Source organism: Bradyrhizobium sp. USDA 4452 (assembly GCF_054063575.1).
The window spans coordinates 3,090,337-3,102,727 of record NZ_JBSSGK010000001.1 but is presented as its reverse complement, the minus strand read 5'-3'; the positions used below and the strand labels follow the sequence as shown (position 1 = coordinate 3,102,727).

The window sequence follows — 12,391 nt, the reverse complement described above, 5'->3', positions numbered from 1 at the left end:
CGCAGCCGCCAGACTTGTCCTGAACCCGAGTTCAGCAAGATCAGTGCCGGAGAGATTTGATGGCCCTATCGGCGGCGTTGATGGTTAAGCAATGGTAAATGATGGCCCGCCGCGGTCGGTAATGGATCGACAATCATCGCTCGGTTGCGCGATTTTGGCGCTGGACCGGGATGTTGCCTGGATATTGCAGTGCTGCCGTCTCGAATGCCGACGAGGTCGGCGCAGGTGAGTGCACATGCGGATTCGGTGGCATTTTCGGCGGGTCAGCGGCGCGGCCAAACGGCCGACTGCAACATCAGTCCATTTCGAGACATCCGCGCTGGCCGCGCTGTGTGCTTTTGGCACGCGCGCCGCGAGCGAGCCGACTGGAGCGCGGGATGCCAACTGATCACGGAATCACGCGGCGAGGTGCCCTCGCATTCGCGGCGCTTGCGCTGAACGGACTGTCGACCGCGCGGGCCGCGCCACCGGCCCGATCGCAGCTCGGCACGGGTTCGGCACGGTTCGCCGGCGCCTTCGTCAATTGGGGCGAGACCGGCCGCGAGCAAGTGCTGCAGGCCTGGGAGACATGGCTCAATCGGCCGCGGTCGTCAGTGCTCGGCGTCGACTTCTACGGCCAGAGCAGCTGGGACGACTTTCACAAGCTCGATTGGGTGCCGGGGCTCTGGAAAAAGCTGAATCCGGCGCGCAATGTGGTGTGGTCGGTGCCGCTCACCATGGCCGGCACGCCGCTTGCCGATGTCGCGGGCGGCCTGCACGACGCCGAGTTCGGGGCGGCCGCGCGCGCCATCGCAGCGGCGCATCCCAAAGCGATCATCCGCCTCGGCTGGGAGATGAACATCTCCAGCTCGGGCTGGTTCGCCAAGGGGCATGAAGACGACTACATCAGGGCGTTCCGCCGCGTGGTTGGAATCTTCCGCCGACATTCCCGCCGTTTCAAGTTCGACTGGTGTCCGGGCTGGGGTGCGCAGGACATGCCGGCCGACGCCGCCTATCCCGGCGATGACGTCGTCGATTTCATCGGCCTCGACGTCTACGATTTCAAATCGGCCGGCAGCGCGGCCGAGCGCTGGACCAATTCCTGCCTGAAGGCTCCGTTCGGCCTCGAATGGCAGCAGACGTTTGCAGCGAAGCACGGCAAGCTGATGAGCTATCCGGAATGGGGCGTCGGCCAGTCCGGCGACAATGCGTTTTTCGTGCAGCAGATGCACGACTGGTTTGCCGCCAATCAGGCTGCGATCGCCTATGCGGCCTATTTCGATGTCGACGGTCTGTGGCCAACGCAGATCGACAACGGCCAGTTTCCCGAATCGGCCAGCCTGTTCCGAAGGCTGTTCGCGGGCTGAACTCAATGCGATCGAGCAAAAAGCCCGATCGGTCCCACGAACCTACCGGGCTTTGTTGCCTTTCTCTCGCTGCGTCAGGCGGCCTTGGTGTTGGTTAGCAGCGTCAGGCCCATCTTCAGCTTGTCCTGCAGCGTGCGCTGCGCAAGGCAGGTGAACAGGCAGAGCTTGTCGCAGGCGACGGTCTCCTTGCGGCGGACCCGGGCTTCCTCGCTGTACCAGATCTCACGTGCGGTCTGGGTACGCACGTTGCCGATCGGCTTGAAGAACCAGCACGTTTCCAGGCGGCCGTCGGAGCGGATGAAATAATTGCGCATGCCGACCCGGCACGGCATCACTTCCTTCGGCGCCTTTTCGCGGCGGAAATGGTTCGGCCAGGCCCGCAACACGGCCTCGCCGTTGAGGATCGGCGCGCCGTCGCGCTTCATGCGCAACAGCTCGTCGCGGACCTTGATGAGATCGTCCAGCTCGCTCTCACCGATCCACAGTTCGTCCTCGACCTCCTGCGTGCCTTGCTCGACCGGCTGGAAGCTCAGCGCGGTAGCGCCGATCTCTTGGATCCAGTCGACCATTTCGGGCAGGCGGCGGAAGTTCAGCCGATGCACGACCGGCTTGATGATGATCGGGAAATCCAAGCCTTCGACACGGCGCTGCTCGGCGACGTTGCGGATGCCCTGCACGATGTTGTGCAGCGAGTTCTCGACGCCGCGCGAGTAGTCGTGGATCGCCGGATCGGTGGAATCGATCGAGATGTTGATGTTGAACGGGCGCGCCGCGACGGTTTGCGCCACGATCTTCTTGTTGAGGTAGGCGCCGCCATTGGTGGTGACGCCCCAGTGGATGTCGTTATCGCGGCAGAACCGCAGCAGGTCGAGAAAGCCCTTCTTGATGTAGGGCTCGCCGCCGGCGAACTCGACGTGATAGGCGCCGATGAATTGCTTCAGGCTCGCGAGCGCGCGCTGCCATTCGGCGATCGACATCTCGTCGCGATAGTTCGGGCGGCGCCAGTAGTCGCAGTAGCGGCACTTGTAGTTGCAGCGTTCGACGACCTCGGCGAAGATCGCGGCCGGGCGGGTGACGTCGCGTCCGGTACGCAAATAGAGCTCTTCCGAGAGGGCGTTGCGGACATGCTTGGTGCCGAGCGAGACGAGGTCGAGCGCTTTCAAGGTGAACCTCTGGCAGTGTTTTGCGTTGTTGCGATCGGAACGATCGAAAATTATGGGGTGATCAGCAAATTGAATGCCAACTGGAGCGTAAAGCACGCTTCACGCGCGCGTGACGGCTCTTAACCCTAAGGATCAGCTAACAGCGTGGCGCCGATGGTGAAGCCGCCTGCCGCACTGTCGCATATGCCTGCAAATCGCTTCGTTCGACTTCAAATTAACCTTGCGACGAAGTTGCGGTAACGCGGGTCTCCTGTGGAGCGGATTTTGCCATGAGGTCGCCGTAACGTTCGCGCCGCGTCCGTATTGCCACCGGTGTCGGTCACTTTGGGACGGCCCTGTCCCATTCCGATCCGTGCCGGGACGATGCGTCGTGCGAATCGCGATTGCCAGGAGGGCATGGAGATGTCGACCAAGCTTGCTGTAGCCGACCGCGCCTGGGTCACCAACTCGCCCGCGCTGGATTGCTCCATCGATACCGTTATCTGCATTCCGAGCTTCCGGCGCCCGAAGCACCTGCGGCTGACGCTGGAGTCCGTGGCGGCGCAGCGCACCGAGCGCAGCTTCGCGATCGTCGTGGTCGAGAACGATGCGGCGCACTGCGAGAGCGCGCCGGTAGCGGCCGAGTTTCTCAATTCCGGCAAGCTTCGCGGCGTCTGCGTCGTCGAGCCGCGGCAGGGCAATTGCCAGGCGATCAACGCGGCATTCGAGACCGCGCTCGAGACCTTCCCGAACGCGCAGAACTTCCTGATGATCGACGACGACGAGGTCGCCTCGCCGGATTGGCTGGAGCGGATGGTGCAGGCCGCCGAGACCTCCGGCGCCGAGATCGTCGGCGGGCCGGTGTGGCCGAACTTCGATGACAAGCACAAGCGCAGCCTCAAGCGGCATCCGGCGTTTGCGCCCGCCTATCATACCAGCGGTCCGGTTCCGGTGATCTATGGCTGCGGCAATTGCCTGATCGGGCGCGCGGTATTCGAAAGGCTCGGCCAGCCCGCCTTCGACCTGCGCTTCAACTTCCTCGGCGGCGGCGACCACGATTTCTTCGCACGGGCGCGCCGCGCCGGCTTTCGGTTCTTCTGGGTTACGGACGCCATCATCAGCGAGACCGTTCCCTCGACCCGAACCAGTCTCGGCTGGATCGTGCGGCGCGGATTGCGGATCGGCGCGATCAACTATCACATCGAGCGCAAGGCGGCGCAGACAATGTGGTCGCGCGCGGCCGTCAAGGCCAAGATGTTCGGCCTGGTGCCGTTCTCGCTGTATCGCTTCACGCGCATCGTGCTGCGCGAGCATCAGGCGGTGATTGCGATGCACCCGATGGTGGTCGCGGTCGGCAGCGCGCTTGCCGTACTCGGCATCGAGCCGCAGCCTTATGCGGCTTCCAAGATCGCCCCGTGAGTGAGATGTCTGTCACCGCGGAAGGCCGGGCGCTGATCGCCGAGGTTGCGCGCCGGCCTGTGATGGATATCGTCCGAGGTGCATTCTTTGTCGGCATCTTCCTGCTGGTCTGGATATCGCTGCGGCCGTTCGCGGATCTGAGCGGCTTCCATGTCGGCGACGTCGTCACCGGCAAGGATGCGGTGCTGTACGCGCTGTTCGGCGTGCTGATGGTCGCGATGCTGGCTCTGACCTTGCGCGACAATCTGCCGGCGCTGAAATCGCTGCTGACGCCGGCCTTCCTGCTGTTCGCCGGCTGGACCTGCGTCACCGTCGTGCTGTCGTCCGATCCTGCCACCTCGCTGCGCCGCCTGACGCTGTCGGTGTTCGTCATCGTGGTAACCGCGACGCTGCTGCTGCTGCCGAAATCGCAGGGCGAATTGATGCGCTGGTTCGGCATCGCCGCCCTGGTGCTGCTGGTGACGTGTTACCTCGGCGTCTTGCTGGCGCCGCATCTGTCGATCCACCAGGCCACCGATCCGCAGGAACCGGCGCTTGCCGGCAACTGGCGCGGCGCGTTCGGCCACAAGAACGTCGCGGCCGCGATGATGGCGATGCTGATCTTCATCGGCATCTATCTGATGCGGGCCGGCGGCTGGCTGTCGGGCATCGCGGTGACCGGGCTTGCCGCGGTGTTCCTGTTCTTCACCGCCGGCAAGAGCGCGATCGTGCTCTGCCTCGCCGTGCTGATGCTGACCGCGCTGATGCCGGTGATCCGCTCGCTGTCGGGCCGCGCGCTGCTGCTGTTGACGCCGCTGCTGTTGCTCAACCTGTTCAGCGTCGGCACCGTGATGAGCGATACGCTGGCGGCGATCGCCGACCGGATGCCGATCGACACCTCCTTCACCGGCCGCGCCGACATCTGGGCGTTCGCCCTCGAATCGCTGCACCAGCGGTTATGGACCGGCTACGGCTTCGAGTCGTTCTGGGGCACTAGCGCGATCCAGAACCTGCAGGAAGGCAAGGAGTGGGCGGGCTACGCCTCGCACAGCCACAATGGCTATCTCGATACCGCGCTCGGGACCGGCCTGCCGGGTCTCGTGCTGCTGATCGCGGCGGTTGTCGTCAAGCCGCTGCGCGACTTCCAGGCCGCGGATCGCGGCGGCAATGATGCGCCGCTGACGATGCTGTTCCTGCGCATCTGGCTGTTCGGACTTTATCTGTCGTCGATGGAGAGCTTCTTTCTCGATCGCGCCGATACGATCTGGGTGACGTTCCTGATCGCGGTATTCGGGCTGCATTATCTGGCCCGGTTCCGGATGCGTAGCTAGAGCTGCGCGCGGACGCCGTTGGCGACATCCGTCCACCAAGCGTCGAAATCGAACGGCACGGGGACGGTCGGCCGCTTCAGCGCCGTGACGATCCGGTCGGCATAGCCGGCACTGTCGGCGTCGCGCGGCACCAGCAGGATGGCGCCGCGGTCGATCAGTTCCTTGAAGCGCGGATGATGGTCGAATTCGTCCGGCAGCGCCGGGCCGGTGACGATCAGCGGCCGGCCGGACTGCACGCAGGCCAGGATGCTCGACCGCCGGGCGGTCAGGCCCTCCGCCAGCGAATAGCAGAACACGTCGATCTCGCCGAGCAGGCCGAATACCTCGTGGTCGGAGGCGACATAGCCGGAGACGATCACATCGCCCTTGAGCCCCAGCTCGGCGACGCGGGCATAGAACTTCTGCTCGATATTGTCGGTGCCGCGGATGAAGGAGCCGACATAGACGATCAAGGGCTGCAGGCCCCGCTGCTTCAGGATCGCGCCGATCTCGAGCAGCCCGTTCGGCTGCTTGCCGGGATAGATCGAGCCGAAATGCCCGACGATGAGCTGGCCGTTGCTGCGTGCCGCGACGAGCCGCTGCAGCAACATCGAGTCCGCGAAGCCGGCCGGCGCCGCGATGTTCGGCGGCAGCGGCGCCAGCACGCATTTCCGCACCATGCCACGCATGATCCGGTCGTCGGCGAGTTCGCGGCGTACCAGCGGCGAGAACATCACAATGGCGTTGGCGAACCATAGCGCGGGAATATAGGTCAGCCGGCGGATGCCGTTGAGGCCGGCCCATTCGTGCTGGATCAAGACGACCTTGCGGCGCCGCAGGCGGGCGAACAGCAGCGCGAGCAGCGGCCGCACGATCACGCGCTTCCAGGCCACGATCGGGAAGTTACAGACCACGCTGTCCGCGCTGCCGACCGCGCGCCAGATCTCGCTGATCCTGCCATCGGTCTGGGTCAGGGTTAACGCCGTGGTCGCGCCGGGCTCGATCTTGTCGATCGTCTCCTGCAAAAGGCGAGTGAATTGCCCGACGCCGCAGTGCATCCGCGGCCCGGCGCCGAGGAACAGCGCGCGATATCGGGGTGGTACAGTCATTCAGTCCTGTCGGCCACGGCGGCCGGCTCCGGAAACGTCGCGGTTAGCCATATCGGCGAGACATTAGCTTTGCGTAACCCCGCGCGCGTGTGCGACGGCACCGTTCTTGCCAATCCCTGCTCAAGAGCAGCCAGATCGTCCCGGAACGGGACATCGAATGCAGCGAAACGGCGCAGCCAGGAGCGCGACCAATGACGACGGGCAAGATCTTTGCGAACTGGGATGACAACCATTCCAGGCTCTGGAGCCATCAGCCGATCCGGCTCGAGCACACCATGCACGAGCAGCCCGCGTTCTCAATGGACGATCTCGCCAAGCTGATCGAGCACTATCCGCGCGAGCATTACAGCCTGGTCAAGACTGGCGCCAAGGGATCGAGCCGGGTCTGGCGCGAGGGCGAGATCGGCAGGTTGCGCGGCCATCAGGTGATCGAGGCGATTTCGCGCGGCGGTCTGTGGCTGAACCTGCGCAACGTCACCGCGATCGATCGGCGCTACCGCGACATGATCGAGCGGATGTTCGGCGAGATCGCGGCCAAGGTTCCTGGCTTCGATGCGCCGACCCATCAGGCCGGCATCCTGATTTCGTCGCCCGATGCGCAGGTCTATTACCACGCCGATCTGCCGGGGCAGGGCCTGGTCCAGATCGCCGGCCGCAAGCGGGTCTACATCTACCCCGCCACGCAGCCCTTCATCCGGCCCGAGCATCTGGAGAACATCGCGCTGTTCGACGTCGAGGTCGATATCCCCTACGAACCCTGGTACGACTGGCATGCGCAGGTCATCGATCTCGAGCCCGGCCAGATGCTGAACTGGCCGCTCAATGCGCCGCACCGTGTCGAGAACCTCGACACCGTCAACATCTCGATGACGATCTCCTATGTCAACGACGACATCCGCCGCGCCCAGATCCTGCATCTTGCCAACGGCATGCTGCGGCATCGCTTCGGTTACACGCCGCGCAGCCGCAGCATCCGCGGCCCGACCTTCTTCGCCAAGCAGGTGATGCAGAAGCTGCTGCGCGACGGCAAGTGGGTGAAGCGCGAACGTGCCGTGCGGCGCGCAATCGACTTCCGCCTCGACGAGAGCGATCTCGGCAAGATCGTCGACCTGCCCAGGGACCCGCCCAAGGACCCGTCCAATGCGGCGTTGCAGGCGGCGTAAGCCAGCTTGCCGGTAGCAGGTGCTGAAATGACGGTCTTGACGACAGCGGTTGAGAAATTCGGGGCGCGAGTCGCCTCCTATGCGGTCGGCTATCGCGTCGAATTGGTTTCCGATTGGGCGCAGGCGGTCGCCCGCTGGGGGACTTTCGAACCGCTTACCGCGTTCCAGCATCCGCAATGGTATGCGTCCTGGTACCGCGCTTTCGCGTCGACCGACGGCGTCGAGCCGCTGATCGCCCTTGTCAGCGATGCCGCGACCGGCGAGCGGGCGGCGCTGCTGCCGCTGATCCGTCATCGGCTGGGCAGCCTGCGCATCGTTGAATTCGCCGACCTCAACCTCACCGATTTCAACGCGCCGGTGCTCGGGCCGGCTGCGCCGCGCGACGACGTCGCCGCATGGCAGTTCTGGCGCGATTTGCAGGCCGCGCTGCGCAAGGCGCAAGGCGGGGCCGATCTGATCAGGTTTCGCAAGATGCCGATCAAGCTCGCGACGCGATCCAACCCGCTGGCGCTGCTCCACGGCATCGGGCCGTCGGTCGTCAACGGCAATCTCCTGACCATCGGCGACGACCACGACGCCTGGCGCTACGAGCTGAGCCGGAAGGTTCGCAAGGAATTGGGACGGAGCTGGCGCGTGTTTGCGCGCGAGCGGTCCGCATCATTCAGGATCGCCACAGATACCGACGAGGCGCTGGGCCTGCTGTCCGTCACGGAAGCGCAGCAGGACGCGCGGCTGAACAGCCTGGGGCTCAACTACGTGCTCGACAATGCGGACTGCGCCGCCTTCTATCGCGACCTCGTGCGCGAAGGCACCGCGCGCGGCTATGCCGTCATGACCGCGCTTGCGACCCACGACGAAGTCGTGGCGACGCTGCTCGGCATTCGCACCGGCTCGCGCTACGTCATGATCCGCATCAGCAATGCGGGCGGCAAATGGTCGGCCTGTTCGCCGGGCCGGCTGATCGTCGATCGCACCATCGCAGCGCTGCACAAGGATGGTGTGCGGGAGTTCGATTTCTCGATCGGCAATTACAGCTACAAGCGGCGGTTCGGACCGCAGCGCACGCCACTGGTCGACCTCAGCGCACCCTTGAGCTGGCGCGGGCAGCCTCACGCGCTGCGCGACCGCGCCGTGCTGGCGCTGCGTCACTATCCCGAGCTGACCGCGCGGCTGAAACGGGCGCTCGGCAAGGCGACGCCCTCGCGCGAAGACGATTGAACGAAGGGCGCGGCGCGCCGGCCTCAGACCCCTCTGACCACGCCCGGCTGGCCCGGTGTGCACTCCAGCGCAGCACGGTCCCAGTTCGCATTGATGGCCGCGGCCTCATAGCTTGATTGCAGGAATTCGAGCAGCGCCCTGTCCGGGTCCGCAGCCATCCGCACGGCGTCGTAGGGCAGGATGAATTCGCCGAGCGCCTCGCTGAAGAACGCAGCGTCAGGTCGCACCGGCATGCTGCGATAGCCCGCAGGTTCCGGATAGGCATAGGAATAGAAAGCGGGATAATCAATCGCGCCGCCGCCCGGCCAGAAGCCGGCGCTGCTGACCTCGTGCGAATAGGCTTCGTGCGCCACCTCGTCGGGCAAATGCGGTACGCCGCCGGGATGCCGCGGTGCCGTCCTGCCCGAGAAGCGCGTCACCGCGAGATCGAAGCTGCCCCAGAAGAAATGCACCGGGCTCGCCTTGCCGAGAAAGCCGGTCCGGAATTGCTTGAACACGCGGTCGCAGTTCACGAGGATCTGGTGAAAACGGCGCACGGCGTCCGCATCGTAGGCGGCATGTTGCGTGTCCAGCGAAAACCGGATCGGCTCGGGGATTTCGTTCGGCGTCTCGTCGATGACGACATTGACGCCGAGCTCGCTCAGCTTCGCCATGATCGCCGCGTAGAAGCTCGCGACCGATTGCCCGGCCAGCGCGAATTGCCGCTCGGCGCCGTCGCTGGTCGAGATGCGCAGCACGTGATCGATGAAATTGAAGTCGACCTGGAACGTGCGGTCACCATCCGGGATCGGTGAGGTTGTCAGCCCGCGTGCCGTGACATAGAGCGTAACGTGCCAGGAGTGATTGAGCCAGGGCGATTTCGCCAGCCGGATCTTGCCGACGATCTGGGTGAAGAGCTGGAGCGTGGCACAGGTGTCGCGCCACTCCGCCGTCGGCAGTTCCGGCCAGCGGGTCTTCGGTGCGTTGGTCATGGCAAACCTCAGGGCTGCGCCGACAAGGAGCCTTGCGGCATATCACGAAAATAGTCGCGATGAACCTCGGGAACCGTTGCGGTCGAGGGGGCGGCAATCGTCACCGAGTGCCGCCCTGTCGAGCATCTATCCAGCCGGATGTGGAACTCGGCCGTGCAGTTCAGCCGTGCAGCTTCTTCGCGGCCTCCGCGATGGCGCGGCCCTGATAGCGCGCGCCGGCGAGTTCGTTCTCGCTGGGTTGGCGGCTGCCGTCGCCGCCGGTGATCGTGGTGGCGCCGTAGGGCGCGCCGCCGGTGACCTCGTCGAGCTTCATTTGTCCGGCAAAGCCATAGTTCAGGCCGATCACGGTCATGCCGAAATGCAAGAGGTTGGTGATGATCGAGAACAGCGTGGTCTCCTGGCCGCCATGCTGGGTCGCGCTCGAGGTGAAGGCGCCGCCGACCTTGCCGTTCAGCGCGCCCCGGGCCCAGAGCCCGCCGGCCTGGTCGAGGAAGTTCGCCATCTGCGAGGCCATGCGGCCGAACCGGGTGCCGGTGCCGACGATGATCGCGTCATAGTTGGCGAGGTCGTCGATTTTGGCGATCGGCGAGGGCTGGTCGAGCTTGTAGTACGAAGCTTTGGCGACTTCGGCCGGCACCAGCTCGGGCACGCGCTTGATGTCGACGGTAGCGCCGGCTTCGCGCGCACCTTCCGCGACGGCATTGGCCATCGCTTCGATATGACCGTAGGCGGAGTAGTAGAGGACGAGAACCTTGGCCATGATGGCCTCCTTCTGGGGTTGAGGTAAGGGAAGATGATCGGGGAGGGGCATGCGCGGACATCCGTCCGCACATGCAGAGTGAGGTGATCAGGCCGCGTCGACCAGCACGAGCTCGGCATCCTCGAGCGCGATGATCTTCAGCTTGGCTTCATCGCGGATCGCGGCGCCGTCGCGTGTGTTGACGCGGACACCGTTGACCTCGATGCTGCCGGCCGCCGGCACCAGATAGAGGTGACGGGCCTTGTCGGCGGCGTATTCCGCGCTCTCACCGGCCTTCAGCGTGGTGGCGAGCACCCGCGCATCGGCGCGGATCGGCAGCGCGTCGTTGTCGCCGGCGATGCCGGAGGCGATGGTGACGAGCTTGCCCGAGCGGTCCGCCTTCGGGAACGGCTTCGAGCCCCAGGTCGGCTGGCCGCCCTTCGTCGTCGGCTCGATCCAGATCTGGAAGATCTTGGTCTTGGACGGCTCCAGATTGTACTCGGAGTGACGGATGCCGCTGCCGGCGCTCATCACCTGCACGTCGCCGGCTTCGGTGCGTCCCTTGTTGCCGAGCGAGTCCTGGTGCGTGATCGCGCCTTCGCGAACATAGGTGATGATCTCCATGTTGGCATGCGGATGCGCCGGGAAGCCCGAGTTGGGCGCGATTTCGTCGTCGTTCCACACGCGCAGCGCGCCGTGGCTGACATTGGCGGGATCGTAGTAGCTCGCGAACGAGAAGTGATGTTTGGCCTTCAGCCAGCCGTGGTCGGCGCCGCCAAGCTCTGCGAATGGTCTGAGTTCGATCATGTGTTACTCCGCTTGATAGTTGGTTTCGATCTCGTTGACCCCTTGGATATGCCTCCGGCTGTGGTATAGAAATAGAAACTATTGAAACTCATTGTTTCCAAAATTGGTAATCGGGGCAGCTGCCATGTCGAAACTTCCGGACTTCGAGGCGCTCGCGATCTTCGCAAAAGTCGTGGAGTTACGGTCGTTTGCGGCGGCTGCGACCGAGCTCTCACTGTCCAAGGCGACCATCTCGAAAGCGGTCAGCCGGCTGGAGGAGCGGCTCGGCGCGCGGCTGTTCAACCGCACCTCGCGGCGTCTGGCGCTGACCGATGCCGGCCAGAAACTGTCGGAGCGCGCCGCGCGGCTGCTGGCCGACGGCGAGGCCGCCGAGAGCGAGGCGCTGGCGCAATCGACCACGCCGCGCGGCTTGGTGCGGTTCGCGGTGCCCATGAGCTTCGGCATCAAGACCGTGGCGCCCCTGCTGCCGGAATTCATGGAGGCCTATCCGGAGGTCGCGATCGATCTGCATCTGAGTGATGCCACCGTCGATCTGATCGGCGAAGGCTTCGATGCCGGCCTGCGCATCGCACGGCTGCCGGATTCCTCGCTGATCGCGCGACGGCTGTGCGGCATGCCGCGCTACACGGTGGCGGCGCCGTCCTATCTGAAGCGCTACGGCCGGCCGACCCATCCGATGCATCTCGCCGAGCACAAATGCTTCGGCTACGCCTATCTCTCGACCCAGGGCGTCTGGCACTACACCAACGCGTCTGGCGAACAGGCGAGCGTGCGTCCCGCCGGCCAGTTGCGCGTCAACAATGGCGAGGCCGTGATGCCCGCGCTGCTCGCCGGCCTCGGCATCGCCGATCTGCCCGACTTCATCGTCGGCGACGCGATCGCGCGCGGCGAGGTCGAGGTGATCCTGAAAGGCTGGAAGCAGCCCGAGGGCGCCGTGCATCTCGTCACCCCGCCCGGCGGCCCGCGTCCCGCCCGCGTCGAGGTGCTGGCGGATTTCCTCGCCAGCCATTTCGCCAAAGGCCGCGGCCAGCGGAAATAACGGGCCGCTCATCCGAATAACGGACGTCCGCACGCAGGCCGTAGGCCGCGTGACCCGTCACATTCGTGTCATCCCTTTTAAATTGTATAAACTGTGTGAACTAACCCATGATCGTGGGCCGCCGCGATCGTCTATTTCTGTGTCCTGAA

The 12,391-nt window shown here is 64.9% G+C and carries 11 protein-coding genes; 6 read left to right on the top strand and 5 right to left on the bottom strand.

Features of this window, described 5'->3' with window-relative positions; translation table 11 throughout:
- Positions 1–377: 377 nt before the first annotated feature.
- A complete protein-coding gene (locus tag ACVISU_RS14935; protein ID WP_050403728.1) occupies positions 378–1,346 on the top strand; it encodes a glycoside hydrolase family 26 protein in 969 nt (322 codons plus the stop codon).
- A gap of 74 nt (positions 1,347–1,420) precedes the next feature.
- Here the strand turns inward: ACVISU_RS14935 and ACVISU_RS14930 are convergent, their stop codons facing one another.
- Positions 1,421–2,509 (bottom strand): radical SAM/SPASM domain-containing protein, encoded by a 1,089-nt coding sequence (locus ACVISU_RS14930; RefSeq protein ID WP_456707426.1) that lies wholly within the window; start codon positions 2,507–2,509, stop codon positions 1,421–1,423.
- A 402-nt stretch (positions 2,510–2,911) separates the two neighbouring features.
- Here ACVISU_RS14930 and ACVISU_RS14925 point away from each other — a divergent pair, with 402 nt between their 5' ends.
- Complete coding sequence (locus tag ACVISU_RS14925) at positions 2,912–3,907, top strand: glycosyltransferase family 2 protein (protein ID WP_456707425.1); 996 nt, start codon at positions 2,912–2,914, stop codon at positions 3,905–3,907.
- Between the two features lie 5 nt (positions 3,908–3,912).
- Entirely contained in the window at positions 3,913–5,217 is a 1,305-nt protein-coding gene (locus ACVISU_RS14920) for an O-antigen ligase family protein (RefSeq protein WP_456710827.1), read from the top strand.
- Here the strand turns inward: ACVISU_RS14920 and ACVISU_RS14915 are convergent.
- The gene (locus ACVISU_RS14915; RefSeq protein WP_456707424.1) at positions 5,214–6,305 is read right to left on the bottom strand and encodes a hypothetical protein; all 1,092 of its coding nucleotides are present in this window, start codon (positions 6,303–6,305) and stop codon (positions 5,214–5,216) included. The genes ACVISU_RS14920 and ACVISU_RS14915 overlap by 4 nt on opposite strands.
- Before the next feature lie 191 nt (positions 6,306–6,496).
- Between ACVISU_RS14915 and ACVISU_RS14910 the strand changes: the two genes are divergently transcribed.
- Together ACVISU_RS14910 and ACVISU_RS14905 are read left to right on the top strand one after the other, a co-directional pair.
- The gene (locus tag ACVISU_RS14910) at positions 6,497–7,468 is read left to right on the top strand and encodes a cupin-like domain-containing protein (protein WP_456707423.1); all 972 of its coding nucleotides are present in this window, start codon (positions 6,497–6,499) and stop codon (positions 7,466–7,468) included.
- Between the two features lie 27 nt (positions 7,469–7,495).
- Entirely contained in the window at positions 7,496–8,686 is a 1,191-nt protein-coding gene (locus ACVISU_RS14905; protein ID WP_456707422.1) for a GNAT family N-acetyltransferase, read from the top strand.
- Positions 8,687–8,709: 23 nt separating this feature from the next.
- Here ACVISU_RS14905 and ACVISU_RS14900 read toward each other — a convergent pair whose 3' ends face one another.
- The 3 genes from ACVISU_RS14900 to ACVISU_RS14890 form a co-directional block, all read right to left on the bottom strand.
- On the bottom strand, positions 8,710–9,657 hold the full coding sequence (locus tag ACVISU_RS14900) for a DUF5996 family protein (protein WP_456707421.1): 948 nt from the start codon (positions 9,655–9,657) through the stop codon (positions 8,710–8,712).
- Positions 9,658–9,817: 160 nt separating this feature from the next.
- Positions 9,818–10,417, bottom strand: coding sequence for an NAD(P)H:quinone oxidoreductase (gene wrbA, locus ACVISU_RS14895; protein ID WP_456707420.1), 600 nt, complete (start codon positions 10,415–10,417; stop codon positions 9,818–9,820).
- A gap of 87 nt (positions 10,418–10,504) precedes the next feature.
- Entirely contained in the window at positions 10,505–11,203 is a 699-nt protein-coding gene (locus tag ACVISU_RS14890) for a pirin family protein (RefSeq protein ID WP_050403720.1), read from the bottom strand.
- Positions 11,204–11,327: 124 nt separating this feature from the next.
- Here ACVISU_RS14890 and ACVISU_RS14885 point away from each other — a divergent pair, with 124 nt between their 5' ends.
- Entirely contained in the window at positions 11,328–12,242 is a 915-nt protein-coding gene (locus ACVISU_RS14885) for a LysR family transcriptional regulator (RefSeq protein WP_050403719.1), read from the top strand.
- Positions 12,243–12,391: the final 149 nt, after the last annotated feature.

What these genes read in the sequence shown, in the direction of transcription:
- ACVISU_RS14905 (WP_456707422.1), top strand. Translation starts at nt 7,496, where the DNA reads ATGACGGTCTTGACGACAGCGGTTGAGAAATTCGGGGCGCGAGTCGCC.
- ACVISU_RS14890 (WP_050403720.1), bottom strand. Translation starts at nt 11,203, where the DNA reads ATGATCGAACTCAGACCATTCGCAGAGCTTGGCGGCGCCGACCACGGC.
- wrbA (WP_456707420.1), bottom strand. Translation starts at nt 10,417, where the DNA reads ATGGCCAAGGTTCTCGTCCTCTACTACTCCGCCTACGGTCATATCGAA.
- ACVISU_RS14910 (WP_456707423.1), top strand. Translation starts at nt 6,497, where the DNA reads ATGACGACGGGCAAGATCTTTGCGAACTGGGATGACAACCATTCCAGG.
- ACVISU_RS14885 (WP_050403719.1), top strand. Translation starts at nt 11,328, where the DNA reads ATGTCGAAACTTCCGGACTTCGAGGCGCTCGCGATCTTCGCAAAAGTC.
- ACVISU_RS14920 (WP_456710827.1), top strand. Translation starts at nt 3,913, where the DNA reads ATGTCTGTCACCGCGGAAGGCCGGGCGCTGATCGCCGAGGTTGCGCGC.
- ACVISU_RS14935 (WP_050403728.1), top strand. Translation starts at nt 378, where the DNA reads ATGCCAACTGATCACGGAATCACGCGGCGAGGTGCCCTCGCATTCGCG.
- ACVISU_RS14915 (WP_456707424.1), bottom strand. Translation starts at nt 6,305, where the DNA reads ATGACTGTACCACCCCGATATCGCGCGCTGTTCCTCGGCGCCGGGCCG.
- ACVISU_RS14925 (WP_456707425.1), top strand. Translation starts at nt 2,912, where the DNA reads ATGTCGACCAAGCTTGCTGTAGCCGACCGCGCCTGGGTCACCAACTCG.
- ACVISU_RS14900 (WP_456707421.1), bottom strand. Translation starts at nt 9,657, where the DNA reads ATGACCAACGCACCGAAGACCCGCTGGCCGGAACTGCCGACGGCGGAG.